Origin of the sequence: Thalassobaculum salexigens DSM 19539 (assembly GCF_000423805.1) — a bacterium.
Taxonomy (GTDB): domain Bacteria; phylum Pseudomonadota; class Alphaproteobacteria; order Thalassobaculales; family Thalassobaculaceae; genus Thalassobaculum; species Thalassobaculum litoreum.
Window position 1 is genome coordinate 1,899,537 of the sequence record NZ_KE384093.1, and the last position, 12,944, is coordinate 1,912,480.

The following is a 12,944-nucleotide window of genomic DNA, read 5'->3' on the forward strand; positions in this document are numbered from 1 at the left end:
CCATGGGCGGCGGCAAGACCATCCCGATCCTGGTCGTCGTCGCGGCGATCATCGGGATCTGGTACGCCGCCACCATCTGGCTGAACACCCCCTGGCAGCTCGGCGTCTATGAGCGCGAGGGGCGGGACTGGACCGCCTCCGACTTGATTGTCCACACCATGGCCCAGGAGCGCCCGGTCCTGCCGTCGCCGCATCAGGTGGCGGTGGAGATCTGGCAGACCACGGCGGAGAAGAAGGTCACCTCCAAGCGCAGCCTCGTCTATCACGCCTGGATCACCCTCTCGGCGACGCTGGCCGGTTTCGCCATGGGCACGGTTCTCGGTGTCGTCCTGGCCGTGGCCATCGTCCACAACCGGGCGACCGACCGATCGGTGATGCCCTGGGTGATCGCCAGCCAGACCATTCCGATCCTGGCCATCGCGCCGATGATCATCGTGGTGCTTAACGCGGTCGGCCTGTCGGGCCTGCTGCCCAAGGCGCTGATCTCCACCTATCTCAGCTTCTTCCCGGTCGTGGTCGGCATGGTGAAGGGACTGCGCGCGCCGGAGGCGATCCAGCTCGACCTGATGCGGACCTACAGCGCGTCCACGTCCCAGGTCTTCTGGAAACTGCGCTGGCCCCATTCGATGCCCTATCTCTTCGCTTCGATGAAGGTGGCGGTCGCCATCAGCCTTGTGGGCGCCATAGTCGGCGAGTTGCCGACCGGGGCGGTCGCCGGGCTGGGCGCGCGGCTGCTGGCGGGCTCGTATTACGGCCAGACCGTGCAGATCTGGTCCGCGCTGATCGTGGCGGCGCTGCTGGCGTCGGTTCTTGTCACCCTGGTCGGCGCGGCCGGAGGCTATGTCTCCCGGCGCATGGGGGTGCGGCCATGACCCGGCTGCAGGCGGGATTGGCGGCGGCCGTCGGGCTGCTGGGTCTGCTCGGGCTGGTGCTGCCGCTCTCGGCCGAAACCGGACTGCTGGACACGCCGTTCCTGACAACGTTCGCCGTCCTGTGCGCGGCGAGTCTGTTCCGGTTCCGCAATCCGCTGCCCGTCTCGGTCGACGGCTGTCTGACCCTGGCGGCCGGCCTCGCGCTGCCGATGTCGCTGACCGTGATCGACCGGGGAAGTGCCGGCTTCTGGTGCCTTGCCGCGGCCGGTTGGCTCGCCGCCTGGCTGTTCGTGGAGCGGCTGACCGCCTCGCGGCGGGGAGGGCGCTGGACCGCACTCGCCGTGCCGGTGCTGTTCGGCGTCACGTTGCTGGTGTTGTGGGAGGTGGTCACCCGGGGCCTGAACGTGCCCCAGGTGCTGCTGCCGCCGCCCTCGGCCATCGGCGCCCGCTTCGCCGCTTCGATCCCGATCCTGTGGGCCGACTTCCAGCAGACCTTCCTGAAAGCCGTGCTGATCGGCTATGCGCTGGGCTGCGGCTCGGCCTTCCTCGTGGCCATCGCCATCGACCGCTCGCCGTTCCTGCAGCGGGGGCTGCTGCCGGTGGGCAACCTGATCTCGGCCCTGCCGATCATCGGCATCGCGCCGATCATGGTCATGTGGTTCGGCTTCGACTGGCCGTCCAAGGCGGCGGTGGTCATCGTCATGACCTTCTTCCCGATGCTGGTGAACACGGTTGCCGGGCTGGCCGAAGCCGGACGGATGGAGCGCGACCTGATGCGCACCTACGCGGCCGGCTACTGGCAGACCCTGGTGAAGCTGCGGCTGCCGGCGGCGGCCCCGTTCATCTTCAATGCGCTGAAGATCAACTCCACCCTGGCGCTGATCGGTGCCATCGTGGCGGAGTTCTTCGGCACCCCCATCGTCGGCATGGGGTTTCGCATTTCCACCGAAGTCGGCCGCATGAACGTCGACATGGTGTGGGCAGAGATCGCGGTGGCCGCTGTGGCCGGCTCCGCGTTTTTCGGTGCCGTCGCGCTCGTGGAGCGGGCCGTCACCTTCTGGCATCCGTCGAACCGGACCTGACGACACCGGGCCGGCGCGCGGATGCGTCAACAAGAACAGGGAGCACAGACATGCGCAGACTGATTGCAGGAACCGTAATGGGAGTGATGGGTCTGGCCGCCTCCCAGGCCATGGCGGCGGACGAGGTGACGCTGCAGCTCAAATGGGTGACGCAAGCCCAGTTCGCCGGTTACTACGTGGCCGAGGACAAGGGCTTCTACGACGAGGAGAACCTCGACGTCACGATCAAGCCGGGCGGGCCGGACATCGCTCCGCCGCAGGTGATCGCCGGCGGCGGCGCCGACGTGATCATCGACTGGATGCCGTCGGCCCTCGCCAGCCGCGAGAAGGGTGTGCCGCTGGTCAACATCGCCCAGCCGTTCAAGAGCTCGGGCATGATGCTGACCTGCCGCAAGGACACCGGCATCACCAAGCCGGCCGACTTCAAGGGCAAGACGCTCGGCGTGTGGTTCTACGGCAACGAGTATCCGTTCCTGTCCTGGATGTCCCAGCTCGGCATTGCGACCGACGGATCGGACGGCGGCGTGACCGTGCTCAAGCAGGGCTTCAACGTCGACCCGCTGCTGCAGAAGCAGGCCGATTGCGTATCCACCATGACCTATAACGAGTACTGGCAGATCATCGATGCCGGGATTCCGGCCGACGAACTGGTGGTCTTCAAGTACCAGGACCAGGGCGTTGCCACCCTTGAGGACGGGCTCTACGTGCTGGAGAGCAAGCTCGAGGACCCGGCCTTCGTGGACAAGATGGTCCGCTTCGTGCGCGCCTCGATGAAGGGCTGGAAATGGGCCGAGGCGAATCCGGACGCGGCGGCCGAGATCGTGCTCGAGAACGACGCCAGCGGTGCCCAGACCGAGAAGCACCAGAAGCGCATGATGGGCGAGATCGCCAAGCTGACCGCCGGTTCCAACGGCGCGCTGTCGGAAGAGGACTACACCCGCACGGTGGACACCCTCCTGGCCGGCGGCTCCGACCCGGTGATCTCCAAGAAGCCGGAAGGTGCCTGGACCCACGCCATCACCGATGAGGCGCTGAAGTAAGGGCGAGTGTCCAGCCGATCGCCTGATGGATGGTGATCAGTACGGAAGCCCGGTCCCGAGACGGACCGGGCTTTTTTTCACATCAAACATCCCCCTTTTCCCGGCGCAGAGCCGGGAAGAAGGAGATGGAGGAGAAGGGTGCCTCCCACCAGGGCACGGGCGGCGTTCACCACCGCTTCGGCATGGACGCGCGCCCGTCGTGTCGGCACAGCGGTGCGGGTGGGTCGGGATTCTCGGTCAAGCGCATGGGTCCGTCACTGCAGCCGGCAGGGGCTGCCGGCCGGAGCGGTGCTCCCCGACAGCTGGGCCCGCAGCAGCCAGTCCAGCGCCACATCGGCGCTGGTGCGCGGATCGGTGGCGGCGATCTCGGTGATCCAGTTGCGGTACAGGGTGCGGGCGGCTGTCTGCCAGGCCACCTGAGGACGGCGCAGGCCCGCGTCATAGCCCGCCGGCGGGTCGATCTCCCGACCGGCCTTGCGGTCGCGGGCGAATTCCTCGGGCAGACGTCGGGGGCCGTATTCCGGATGGTTCAGGCAGTACACCGCCGGGCGCGTCCGGTCGCGCACCAGCCCGACGCCGGCGACCGGGGCGGTCAGCACGGGGCGCAGGCCGGGCCGGCGGACCAGATCCTCCAGCCGGGTCTCGCTCTGGCGCGACACCGGCATGTGGAACGGCAGGTCGATGCCGGTGAGCAGGCCGTGGCCGCTTCCCATGGGCATGTGCGGGTACAGCCCGAAGCGCTTGCGCCGCAGCGGATGCTTCTCCACCCCGTGGTAGTGGTGCATCGCCGCCTGGGCGCCCCAGCAGACGTGCAGGGAGGGCATCCGCGCCGCGTCCAGCCAGTCCAGGATCCGCCGGAGCCCATCCCAGTAGAAGACATGGTCGAAGGGCAGCGTCTCCACCGGCGCGCCGGTCACGATCACCGCATCGATCCGGGCGAGCGGCAGGTCGAAGAACGGCCGGTAGAACCGGGCCATGTGGTCGGCGGGCGTCGCCGTGGTCACGTAGCCGTCGGGCACCGCCAGCAGCAGCCGCACGTCCTGTGGTCCGTTCGCCAGCAGTCGGGCGAAATCCGCCTCCGTCGAGGCCTTGTCCGGCATCAGGTTGACCAGCACGACCGTGAGGGTCCGACGGCGGGGGAGCGTGCCATCCGTCAGGGCCGGGTCCTCGGCGACGGGGCAGCCCTCTGCGCGGAGCGACGCGGCGGCGGGTAGGGTGCGGGGCAGCAAGACGGCCATGGGCCTTCCAAGGTTCGGGAATGTGAGAGGCGGGGGCGGCTGGGGAGAGGGGGACGCCGCCCCCGCCGGGGCCCGTCAGGCCGCCTGGAGAGAGGCGGCGGCCCGCAGGGCTTGGGAGAGGTCGGCGAGGATGTCGTCGATATCCTCGATCCCGACCGAGAGACGCACGAAACCCGGGGTGACGCCGGCGGCGCGCTGGCGTTCCTCGGAGAGCTGCTGGTGGGTCGAGACGGCCGGCTGCAGGGCCAGGGTCCGGGCGTCGCCGATATTGGCCACGTGATGGATCATCCGGACCGCGTCGATGAAGCGCCGGCCGGCATCGACGCCGCCGACCGCCTCGAACCCGACCAGCCCGCCATGGCGGCCGGCGAGATAGGTGTCGACCCGCTGCTTGCGCCATCCGGTGAACAGGCTCGGGTGGATGACCCGGGCGATCGCCGGATGGTCGGCCAGGAACAGCGCGACCGCATCGGCGTTGCGGCAATGCTCGCGCATCCGCAGGGTCAGGGTCTCCAGGCCCTGGAGGAACAGGAAGGCGTTGAACGGGCTCATCGCCGCCCCGGTATCGCGCAGCAGGGTGGCCTGGGCCTTCAGGATATAGGCGACCGGCCCCAGCGGCTTGGCGGCCTCGACCCAGACCGCGCCGTGATAGCTCGGGTCCGGCCGGTTCAGCATCGCGAAACGGTCGCCATGGGCTTCCCAGTCGAAGCGGCCGGCATCGACGATGACCCCGCCGATGGCGGTGCCGTGGCCGCCGATATATTTGGTGGAGGAATGCACCACGATATGGGCGCCGTGGTCGATCGGCCGGCAGATCACCGGCGCGCAGGTGTTGTCGATGATCAGCGGAATGCCGAGCTCCGCGCCGATCAGCGCGACCTCCTGGATCGGGAAGGGCACCAGGCTCGGGTTCGGCAGGCTCTCGCCGAAGAACGCGCGGGTGCGGGCGTCCGCGGCGACCCGGAAAGTCTCCGGATCGCTCGGATCGACGAACCTCACCTCAATCCCCATGGTCGGGAAGGTGTTGGCGAACAGGTTCACCGACCCGCCATACAGCTCGTTGGAGACGACGATGTTGTCGCCGGCGTGGGCGATGTTCTGGATCGCCAACGTGATCGCCGCCTGTCCCGACGCGGTGGCCAGGGCGGCCACGCCACCCTCCAGCGCCGCGATCCGCTGCTCCAGAACCGCCGTGGTCGGGTTGCTGACGCGGGTATAGAGGTGGCCGATCTTCTCCAGGGCGAAGAGCTGGCGGCCGTTCTCGCTGTCGCCCAGGTCGTAGCTGGTGGTCATGTGGATCGGCACGGCGATGGAGCCGGTGCTCGGGTCGGCCCTGTGGCCGGTGTGCAGGGCGATGGTCTGCGGCTTGGTATAGGTCTGCATGGGGGTTCCTTGCTGAATGGGGGATGTGCCGCGCGTTCAGGCGGCGCTGGTTACCGGGTGGGGTTGGATCAGGCAGAGCTGTGCCGCGGCCAGGGCGGCCGTCGCGCAGGGATCGGAGAGCGGGGCCATGTGACCGGCCTCCGGCACGATCCGCAGGGACACGTCGGGCAGGGTGCGTTCGATCAGCTCGACGATGCGCCGGGCGATCGGCCGGGTGCGGCCGCCATAGATCAGCCGCGTGGGGACCGGGAACCGGGTGATGTCGTGCAGCCGCGTCGGGTGATCGAACGCCGCCTGGAAATTGCGGGCGACCTGGGGGGCGTGCAGGGCCATCGCCGCGCGCGCCCGCTGCGACAGTCCTTCCCAGCTCCCCGGTCCGCTCCAGAAGTTCACGAACGCCGCCATGCCGGCCTCGAGCCGGTCGGTCAGCACGCCCTGGCGTACGGCGCCCGCCACCCGACCGATCTCGGCCAGAAGCGTATCGTCTCGGCTGTCGCCGCCTTGCAGCAGATGGAAGCTGACGGGCTCGATCAGCACCAGGGAGCGGACGAGGTCCGGGCGGCCGTGGGCGGCGGCGAGAGCGACGGCGCCGCCATAGGAATGTCCGATCACATGCACCGGTCCGCCCACATGCCGGGACAGGCTGGCGACGATGGCGGCCTCGTGGGCCAGTCTCAGCGGGTGGGCGCCCTGGCGGGTCGCCGACGCGCCGTAGCCGTGCAGGTCGGGGATCAGGATGTCGAGTTGGCCGACGGTGAAGCGGTCGCGCAGGGCCTCGGCGAAGACCTGCATCTGCCGCGCGCCGGCGGCCGAACAGTGCAGCAGCACGACGGGTGTGCCGCTGCCACTGCCGCTGCGGTGCACGGCGATCTCGGTTCCGGCGACGGGGAGGGTGAACATCTGCGGACGGCTCCGGTCGAACTCTCGATGGAGCCAGAATGCGGGCCGACCTTTTCGCGCCGGTTTCGCCGGATCCGGGTTTTGGTTTCAGGGGCGTTTCAGTGGGGCGCTCGATGTGAGAAATGCCGCACTGTTCGAGCGCGCTGGGTCCCGGCCCGCCCCCGGGTCAGGCCCGGGGCCGTCCAGGATGACGGCGAACAACCGTATGATTCAGGTTTGCAGCGGCTCTCGCTCGCCTTCTGCCTCCCGCAAAATTCCTCCCCGCAACCACCCGTCATCCCGACCGCTCCCGGACCTGATCCGGGGGTGGGCCGGGACCCAGCGCATGCGTGAGGGCAGATTGATGTCCCGGATCAAAACGGGACGGGAGGATGATCGGGAAGCGGAGGGGATTAATCCGCGGCCTTCGCCGGCACGAACAGATACCCCGCTCCGCGCACGGTCTTGATCACCGTCGGGGTCTTCGGGTCCGGCTCGATCTTGCGGCGCAGACGGGCGATTCGGATGTCGATGGAGCGGTCGAACGGGTCGCTGTCCCGATTATGTGCCAGGTCCAGAAGCTGCTCGCGCGACAGTACCCGGTTCGGGCGCTCGGCGAAGGTCCGCAGCAGGTCGAACTCCATCGCCGTGATCGCCACCTCGTCGCCGGCGCCGTCGAACAGTTTGTGGGCGTCGAGGTCGAGCATGTGGCTGCCGAAGCGTACCCGCTGGCCGGCATCCACCGCCGCGTCGGGGGTCCGCCGCACCCGGCGCAGCACCGCCTTGACCCGGGCCAGCAGCTCGCGCAGGTCGAACGGCTTGGTCACATAGTCGTCGGCGCCCATCTCGATGCCGACGACCCGCTCCACCACCGCGTCGCGGGCGGTGAGCATGATCACGCCGGCGCCGCTCCGCTCCCGCAGGTGGCGGGCGAGGCTGAGGCCGTCCTCGCCGGGCATGGTGATGTCGAGGATGACGAGATCCAGATCCGACTGATCCACCAGCCGGCGCAGGGCGGTGCCGCCATCGGCCTTGCTGACGCGGTAGCCGTTGATCTCCAGGTATTCGGCGACGGTCTCGCGGATGTCGCGCTCGTCGTCCACCACGGCGATGTGGATCCGGTCGCTCACGCCCCGGTCTCCGCCAGCCGGGAGATCAGGCTGCGCAGCTCCGCCGGCATCACCGGCTTCTCCAGATAGGGGCGTCCGGCGTCGTCCAGGAACCGGCGGATCGCCGGACTCATGGTGTCGCCGGTGACGAAGGCCATGCGGGCCAGCAGCTCGGGATGGCGGTCGCAGACCACGGAATACAGGGCCGGCCCGTCGAGATCGGGCATCCGCACGTCGCTCAGGATAGCGTCGTACTGGCGGAACAGCAGGCGCTCCAACGCCGCCCGGCCGGAGGTGACCACGTCGACGGTATGGCCGTCGGACGCCAGCGACTCGCGGATGATCTCGGCCACCTCCGGCTCGTCGTCGATCACCAGTACCGACAGGCCGGTATCCTCGCCGCCTTCGATCTCGTCGCCGTCCTGATCGCCGATGGCAGCACAGGTCGGGAAGCGCAGGACGAAGGTGGCGCCCTTGCCCGGCGCGCTGTCCAGCGATATCGCGCCGCCATGGGCGTCGACGATGCGGTGGACGATGGTCAGGCCGATGCCCGTGCCTTCGCCGAGATCCTTGGTGGTGAAGAACGGCTCGAAGATCCGCGACGCCACCTCCTCGGGTACGCCACGGCCGTTGTCGATTACCTTCAGCACGGCCTGGCGCCGGCCGCGGTCGTAATGGGTGACCAGCCGCAGGCGATGCGGCATCGGCTGGTTCTCCATGGCGTGCAGGGCATTGACGATCAGGTTGGTAAGCACCTGATTGATCTGGTCGCCATCGGCCATGATCGACGGCACGGTGGGGTTCAACTCCAGGCTCACATCCACGTCGTGGGTGCGCAGCATGTAGCCGGTCATCTCCAGCGCGCTCTCGACGATGTCGTTCAGACGGACCGGGCGCATCTCGCTCGGCTGCTGGCGGGCCATGGCCAGGAAGGTCTTCACGATGCGGGCGCAGCGGTCGGCGGCGTCGCCGATCTTGCGGGCGCGCTCGACGATCGCCGGCTCGCGGGCGGTCTCGCGCAGCAGCATCGCCTGGCCGACGACGACGGAGAGCGGGTTGTTCAGCTCGTGACTGACCCCGGCGAGCAGCTCGCCCAGGGCGCTCAGCTTCTCCGACTGGTGGAGCGCCTCGCGCTGGCGGGCCATCTCCTCTTCCAGCTTGCGCCGTTCGGTGAGGTCGTAGGTGGAGGAGACCACCACCTCGTGGCCCTGGTATTCCACCAGCCGGGCGGCGACCGAGGCGCAGAATTCGGTGCCGTCCGAGCGCCGCAGGAAGGTCTCGAAGGCATCGACGCGGCGGTCGCGGCGCAGAATCTCCAGGTAGCGGTCGCGGTCGGCCGGATCGACGAAGAAGTCGCGGGCGGACATCGCGCCGCCCATGGAATCCCGCTGGAACATCTGCCGGGAGGCGGGGCTCTCATAGATGATCCGGCCATTCTCGGCCTGGGTCATCCCGACCGGGACCGGGCAGGCGTCGAGGATGCGGCGGATCAGCGCCTCGCTCTGGCGCAGCGACTGCTCGGCGCGTTTGCGTCCCGTGATGTCGGCGCGGATGGTGACCGAGCCGCCATCGGTGGTCCGGTGGTTGACCATCAGTCGCCACTCGCCGTTGGTCAGTTCGACCTCGATCGGCTCGCCGTCGTAATCGGCCAGGCGGGAGACGATCCAGCGGATCTGGCTGGTGTCGCCTTCGACCAGCCGACCGTCGAACCGGCGCACGTTCTTGAAGAAGCGCTTGATGTTCTGCGTCCGGTCGCTGCCGACCATTTCCTCCGGCGTCATGCCGTACGGGGCGGAGAATGCCTCGTTGCAGTACAGCACGGTGCTGTCCGGGGCGCTGATGACGAAGCCCTCGCTCATGCTGTTGATGGCGTCCTGCAGGAGCTGGGCGATCTTCTGCCGCTCGGCCCGGGCGGCGAGGCGTTCGGAGATGTCCTGAATGTCGGCGATGATGATCGCCTTGCCGTCGATCTCGGCATGGGCGATGGCGATCTCGACCGGAAAGAGGCCCCCATCGGCCCGCTTGGCCTGGGTCTCCAGACGTCGCGACGCCCGGCTCATCCGGCCGTCGGCGGCGAACAGGGGCACACCGCCGTCGGGGCCGGCACGGTGCTCGTCGGAGACGATCAGGTCTCCGATCGACTGGCCGATGGCCCGGCCGCGGGAGTATCCGAACATCTTCTCGGCCGCCGGGTTGAACTCGACGATCAGTCCGTCCTCGTCGGTGGCGACGATGGCGTCCAGGACGTTGCCGAGCAGCACGCGGTTGATCGCCTCGGCCTGACCGACGCGGGCGACCGCCTCTTTCTCGATGGTGATGTCGGCCATGCTGCCGACCAGCATGCGCGGCTCGCCAGGCGCGCTGTCTTCGATCATGCGCAGCCGGTCGCGGATCCACATGTAGTCGCCGTCGCTGTCGCGCAGCCGGTATTCGATCACCGTCTCGCCGGTCTTCTCCGGCGTCGCATCCAGGGTGCCGAAATAGGTGTCCATGTCGTCGGGGTGGATCAGCGACGTGCCGAAGCCGCTGTCGTCCACGAAGCGGGCGGCCGGATGGCCGGTCACCGCCTCGACATTGTCGCTGATATAGACCGTGCGGCGGTCGGCATCGATATCGACCAGATAGAAGACGATGGAGGAGTGGGCGACCGCGAAGTCGAGCAGCGCGGCGCGATGGGCCTCGCCCATCTCCGCATACCGGACGGGTACGGAAACGGGCGAGGCCGGAGCGGCCGGGTCGGCTTTCGGATCGGCGATCATGGCGGGGCGGCGTCGCGATCTGGATGTGGAATGTCCGGGGGCGGCCGGACGCGCTCGCGATACTATGCCATGTCTCGCCATCCTCTGCGTCTCCGCATCAACGCCAGGTCACGGCCTGACGCGGGTCGGCGGCGGGGTGGTCCACCGAGGCGCGCGCGATGTGGTTGATGCTCATGCGCTCGATGCCGATGTCGCGCAGGGTCCGGGCGTCGAGGTTCTCCAGCTCCATCGCGGTGCGCCGCATGCGATAGGCGCGGCTGATCGACCGGAACGGCCAGGCGAGAAGATGCGCGACGCCGGCCAGGGCGGCATAGGGCTCGGACAGGGCCGAAGCGGCGATCATGAAGGGATTGTCGGTTCTCTGGGTCATGGCGACCTCCTGTGGGGGGACTCGGTTCGCGTCGCTGTTGGATGGCGACTCTGAGGGGGCGATGTTTCGGACCGACTTCCCGATGCTCGCCGTTTTGTTTCAATTGTTTCCGGGTGGGGGTTCATGGAACGATGGGGAATTGCGGCCTCAGAGAGACCACCATGGGCGATGGCAGACCCCCGCGCGGATTCCCCGACGCAGAGTTCGAGGCCAGGCTGGCACGCGCCCAGACGCTGATGGCGGCGCGCGGCCTGGACGCGCTGTTGCTGACCACCGAGCCGGACATCCGGTGGTTCACCGGCTTCCTCACCCAGTTCTGGCTGAGCCCGACCCGGCCCTGGTTCCTGGTGGTGCCCGGCGCGGGCAAACCGGTCGCCGTCATTCCGGGCATCGGGTCGGAGGCGATGGGACGGACCTGGATCGACGACATCCGCACCTGGTCTTCGCCGCATCCCAGCGACGACGGGCAGTCCGTGCTGTCGGAGGCGATCCGCGAGGCGGCGGGCGAGGGCGGAATGGTCGGCCTTCCCATGGGGCCGGAGACCCATGTCCGGATGCCGCTGGCCGGCCTGCAGGCGCTGCGCGACGGGATGCCGGGGATCGGCTGGCAGGACGCCACGCAGGTGATGCGCACGTTACGCCAGGTGAAGTCGCCGGCCGAGATCGACAAGATCGCGGAAGCCTGCCGCATCGCCTGCGACGCCTTCGACCGGCTGCCGGAGATCGCCGGGGCCGGAATGACCGAGCTGGAGGTGTTCCGCGCCTTCAAGATCGCCTGCCTTGGGGCCGGGGCGGACGACGTGGACTATCTGGTCGGGGGGGCCGGTCCGGGGGGATACGGCGACATCATCTCGCCGCCCTCGGAGCGTCGCCTCCAGGCGGGGGACGTACTGATCCTGGATGTCGGGCTGGTGTTCGACGGGTATTACTGCGACTTCGACCGCAACTTCTCGGTCGGCCCGCCCTCGGACGCGGTCAGGCGGTCCTACGAGGCGGTCTGGCAGGCGACGGAGGCAGGGCTTGCCGTCGCGCGGGCCGGGGGCACCTGTGCCGACCTGTTCCGGGCGATGAACGCGGTGACGGCCCCTCTGGCCGATCCCTCGGCGGGTGGCGCCGTCGGCCGGCTCGGTCATGGGCTCGGCATGGTACTGACCGAGTTCCCGTCGATTGCCGACTGGGACGAAACGGTGCTGGAACCGGGCTTCGTGATGACCCTGGAGCCGGGCATGGCGACGGCACCGGGCCGCATGATGGTGCATGAGGAGAATGTGGCGATCACGGAGGGAGCGCCGCGGCTGCTGACCCGACGTGCCGCCCGTGATATCCCGGTACTGAGCGCATCATGAGATCCGGAGACGAAGAACAGGAAGGGAATGAAGATGCCCCTGGCGTTCGAGACGGATGACGGGATCGGAACGCGGGCCACGCTCGGCCTGATCGTGCTGAAGACCGACGAGACCATCGAGCACGAGTTCCGCTGCTTCGTGCCGACCGACGGGGTCGTGCTCTATCACAGCCGTGTGCAGATGGCCGCCGACGTCACCGCGGAGTCCCTGGCCCGGATGCGCGAGGACATCCCACGCGCCACCTCGATGCTGCCGGAGACCGCTCCCTTCGACGTGATCGGCTACGGCTGCACCTCCGGCGCCACGGTGATCGGCCCCCAGGGCGTAGCCGCCTGCATCCATGAGCATTATCCGCGCGCGGCGGTGTCCGAGCCGCTGTCGGCGGCGCGGGCCGCCTTCGAGGCGCTCGGACTGCGCCGGATCGCGCTGCTGTCGCCCTATGTGGAGCCGGTGTCCCGCGCCCTGCGCGAGGCGTTTCAGGCTTCGGGCACGGAGATCGGCGCCTTCGCCAGCTTCGACGAGGGGCGCGAGAGCGTGGTCGCCCGCATGACCCCGCGTTCCCTGCTGGCGGCGATCGAGCAGACGGTGGCCGGACAGGAGGTGGACGGGGTGTTCATGTCCTGCACCAACCTGCGCATGGCCCCGGTGCTGGCCGAGGCCGAGCGCCGGATCGGCGTACCGGTGCTCGCCAGCAACCAGGTGCTCGCCTGGCACATGATGCGGTTGGCCGGAGTGCAGGACGCCGTGCCTGCGGGCGGACGGCTGTTCGGTGTTTCAGGACTGGAGCAGGCGGCATAGGTCACGGCGCCCAGCCCGCGGTCCAGGCGGACGGACGCGGGGGTCCCGGCACAAGGCCGGGAAGTGCA

At 68.8% G+C, this 12,944-nt stretch carries 11 protein-coding genes; 5 read left to right on the forward strand and 6 right to left on the reverse strand.

Going from position 1 to position 12,944, the window contains the following annotated elements:
* Positions 1 to 2 precede the first annotated feature (2 nt).
* The 3 genes from G578_RS0113255 to G578_RS0113265 are packed head-to-tail and all read left to right on the forward strand — an operon-like array spanning position 3 to position 2,994.
* The gene (locus G578_RS0113255; RefSeq protein ID WP_038014128.1) at positions 3 to 872 is read left to right on the forward strand and encodes an ABC transporter permease; all 870 of its coding nucleotides are present in this window, start codon (positions 3 to 5) and stop codon (positions 870 to 872) included.
* Entirely contained in the window at positions 869 to 1,954 is a 1,086-nt protein-coding gene (locus G578_RS0113260) for an ABC transporter permease (RefSeq protein WP_084618868.1), read from the forward strand. The genes G578_RS0113255 and G578_RS0113260 overlap by 4 nt, the downstream gene beginning before the upstream one ends.
* 50 nt (positions 1,955 to 2,004) lie before the next feature.
* Entirely contained in the window at positions 2,005 to 2,994 is a 990-nt protein-coding gene (locus tag G578_RS0113265) for an ABC transporter substrate-binding protein (protein ID WP_028794648.1), read from the forward strand.
* 254 nt (positions 2,995 to 3,248) lie between these two features.
* Here G578_RS0113265 and G578_RS26245 read toward each other — a convergent pair whose 3' ends face one another.
* From G578_RS26245 to G578_RS0113295, 6 genes are all read right to left on the reverse strand, one after another.
* Positions 3,249 to 4,232: a homoserine O-acetyltransferase/O-succinyltransferase family protein gene (locus tag G578_RS26245; protein WP_051244769.1), complete on the reverse strand. Its 984-nt coding sequence runs from the start codon at positions 4,230 to 4,232 to the stop codon at positions 3,249 to 3,251.
* Positions 4,233 to 4,307: 75 nt separating this feature from the next.
* Entirely contained in the window at positions 4,308 to 5,615 is a 1,308-nt protein-coding gene (locus G578_RS0113275; protein ID WP_028794649.1) for an O-acetylhomoserine aminocarboxypropyltransferase/cysteine synthase family protein, read from the reverse strand.
* A gap of 36 nt (positions 5,616 to 5,651) precedes the next feature.
* Positions 5,652 to 6,515 carry an alpha/beta fold hydrolase gene (locus tag G578_RS0113280; protein ID WP_028794650.1) on the reverse strand — a complete coding sequence of 288 codons (864 nt, stop codon included), beginning with the start codon at positions 6,513 to 6,515 and terminating at the stop codon, positions 5,652 to 5,654.
* Between the two features lie 392 nt (positions 6,516 to 6,907).
* Positions 6,908 to 7,624 carry a response regulator gene (locus tag G578_RS0113285; RefSeq protein WP_028794651.1) on the reverse strand — a complete coding sequence of 239 codons (717 nt, stop codon included), beginning with the start codon at positions 7,622 to 7,624 and terminating at the stop codon, positions 6,908 to 6,910.
* A complete protein-coding gene (locus G578_RS28455) occupies positions 7,621 to 10,290 on the reverse strand; it encodes a hybrid sensor histidine kinase/response regulator (protein WP_169400858.1) in 2,670 nt (889 codons plus the stop codon). The genes G578_RS0113285 and G578_RS28455 overlap by 4 nt, the downstream gene beginning before the upstream one ends.
* 169 nt (positions 10,291 to 10,459) lie before the next feature.
* Positions 10,460 to 10,732: a YjiS-like domain-containing protein gene (locus G578_RS0113295; RefSeq protein WP_028794652.1), complete on the reverse strand. Its 273-nt coding sequence runs from the start codon at positions 10,730 to 10,732 to the stop codon at positions 10,460 to 10,462.
* A 161-nt stretch (positions 10,733 to 10,893) separates the two neighbouring features.
* Here G578_RS0113295 and G578_RS0113300 point away from each other — a divergent pair, with 161 nt between their 5' ends.
* Complete coding sequence (locus G578_RS0113300) at positions 10,894 to 12,078, forward strand: M24 family metallopeptidase (protein WP_028794653.1); 1,185 nt, start codon at positions 10,894 to 10,896, stop codon at positions 12,076 to 12,078.
* A gap of 27 nt (positions 12,079 to 12,105) precedes the next feature.
* Entirely contained in the window at positions 12,106 to 12,876 is a 771-nt protein-coding gene (locus G578_RS0113305) for a maleate cis-trans isomerase family protein (protein WP_051244771.1), read from the forward strand.
* Positions 12,877 to 12,944: the final 68 nt, after the last annotated feature.

What these genes read in the sequence shown, in the direction of transcription:
- G578_RS0113255 (WP_038014128.1), top strand. Translation starts at nt 3, where the DNA reads ATGGGCGGCGGCAAGACCATCCCGATCCTGGTCGTCGTCGCGGCGATC.
- G578_RS0113260 (WP_084618868.1), top strand. Translation starts at nt 869, where the DNA reads ATGACCCGGCTGCAGGCGGGATTGGCGGCGGCCGTCGGGCTGCTGGGT.
- G578_RS0113265 (WP_028794648.1), top strand. Translation starts at nt 2,005, where the DNA reads ATGCGCAGACTGATTGCAGGAACCGTAATGGGAGTGATGGGTCTGGCC.
- G578_RS26245 (WP_051244769.1), bottom strand. Translation starts at nt 4,232, where the DNA reads ATGGCCGTCTTGCTGCCCCGCACCCTACCCGCCGCCGCGTCGCTCCGC.
- G578_RS0113275 (WP_028794649.1), bottom strand. Translation starts at nt 5,615, where the DNA reads ATGCAGACCTATACCAAGCCGCAGACCATCGCCCTGCACACCGGCCAC.
- G578_RS0113280 (WP_028794650.1), bottom strand. Translation starts at nt 6,515, where the DNA reads ATGTTCACCCTCCCCGTCGCCGGAACCGAGATCGCCGTGCACCGCAGC.
- G578_RS28455 (WP_169400858.1), bottom strand. Translation starts at nt 10,290, where the DNA reads ATGGGCGAGGCCCATCGCGCCGCGCTGCTCGACTTCGCGGTCGCCCAC.
- G578_RS0113295 (WP_028794652.1), bottom strand. Translation starts at nt 10,732, where the DNA reads ATGACCCAGAGAACCGACAATCCCTTCATGATCGCCGCTTCGGCCCTG.
- G578_RS0113300 (WP_028794653.1), top strand. Translation starts at nt 10,894, where the DNA reads ATGGGCGATGGCAGACCCCCGCGCGGATTCCCCGACGCAGAGTTCGAG.
- G578_RS0113305 (WP_051244771.1), top strand. Translation starts at nt 12,106, where the DNA reads ATGAAGATGCCCCTGGCGTTCGAGACGGATGACGGGATCGGAACGCGG.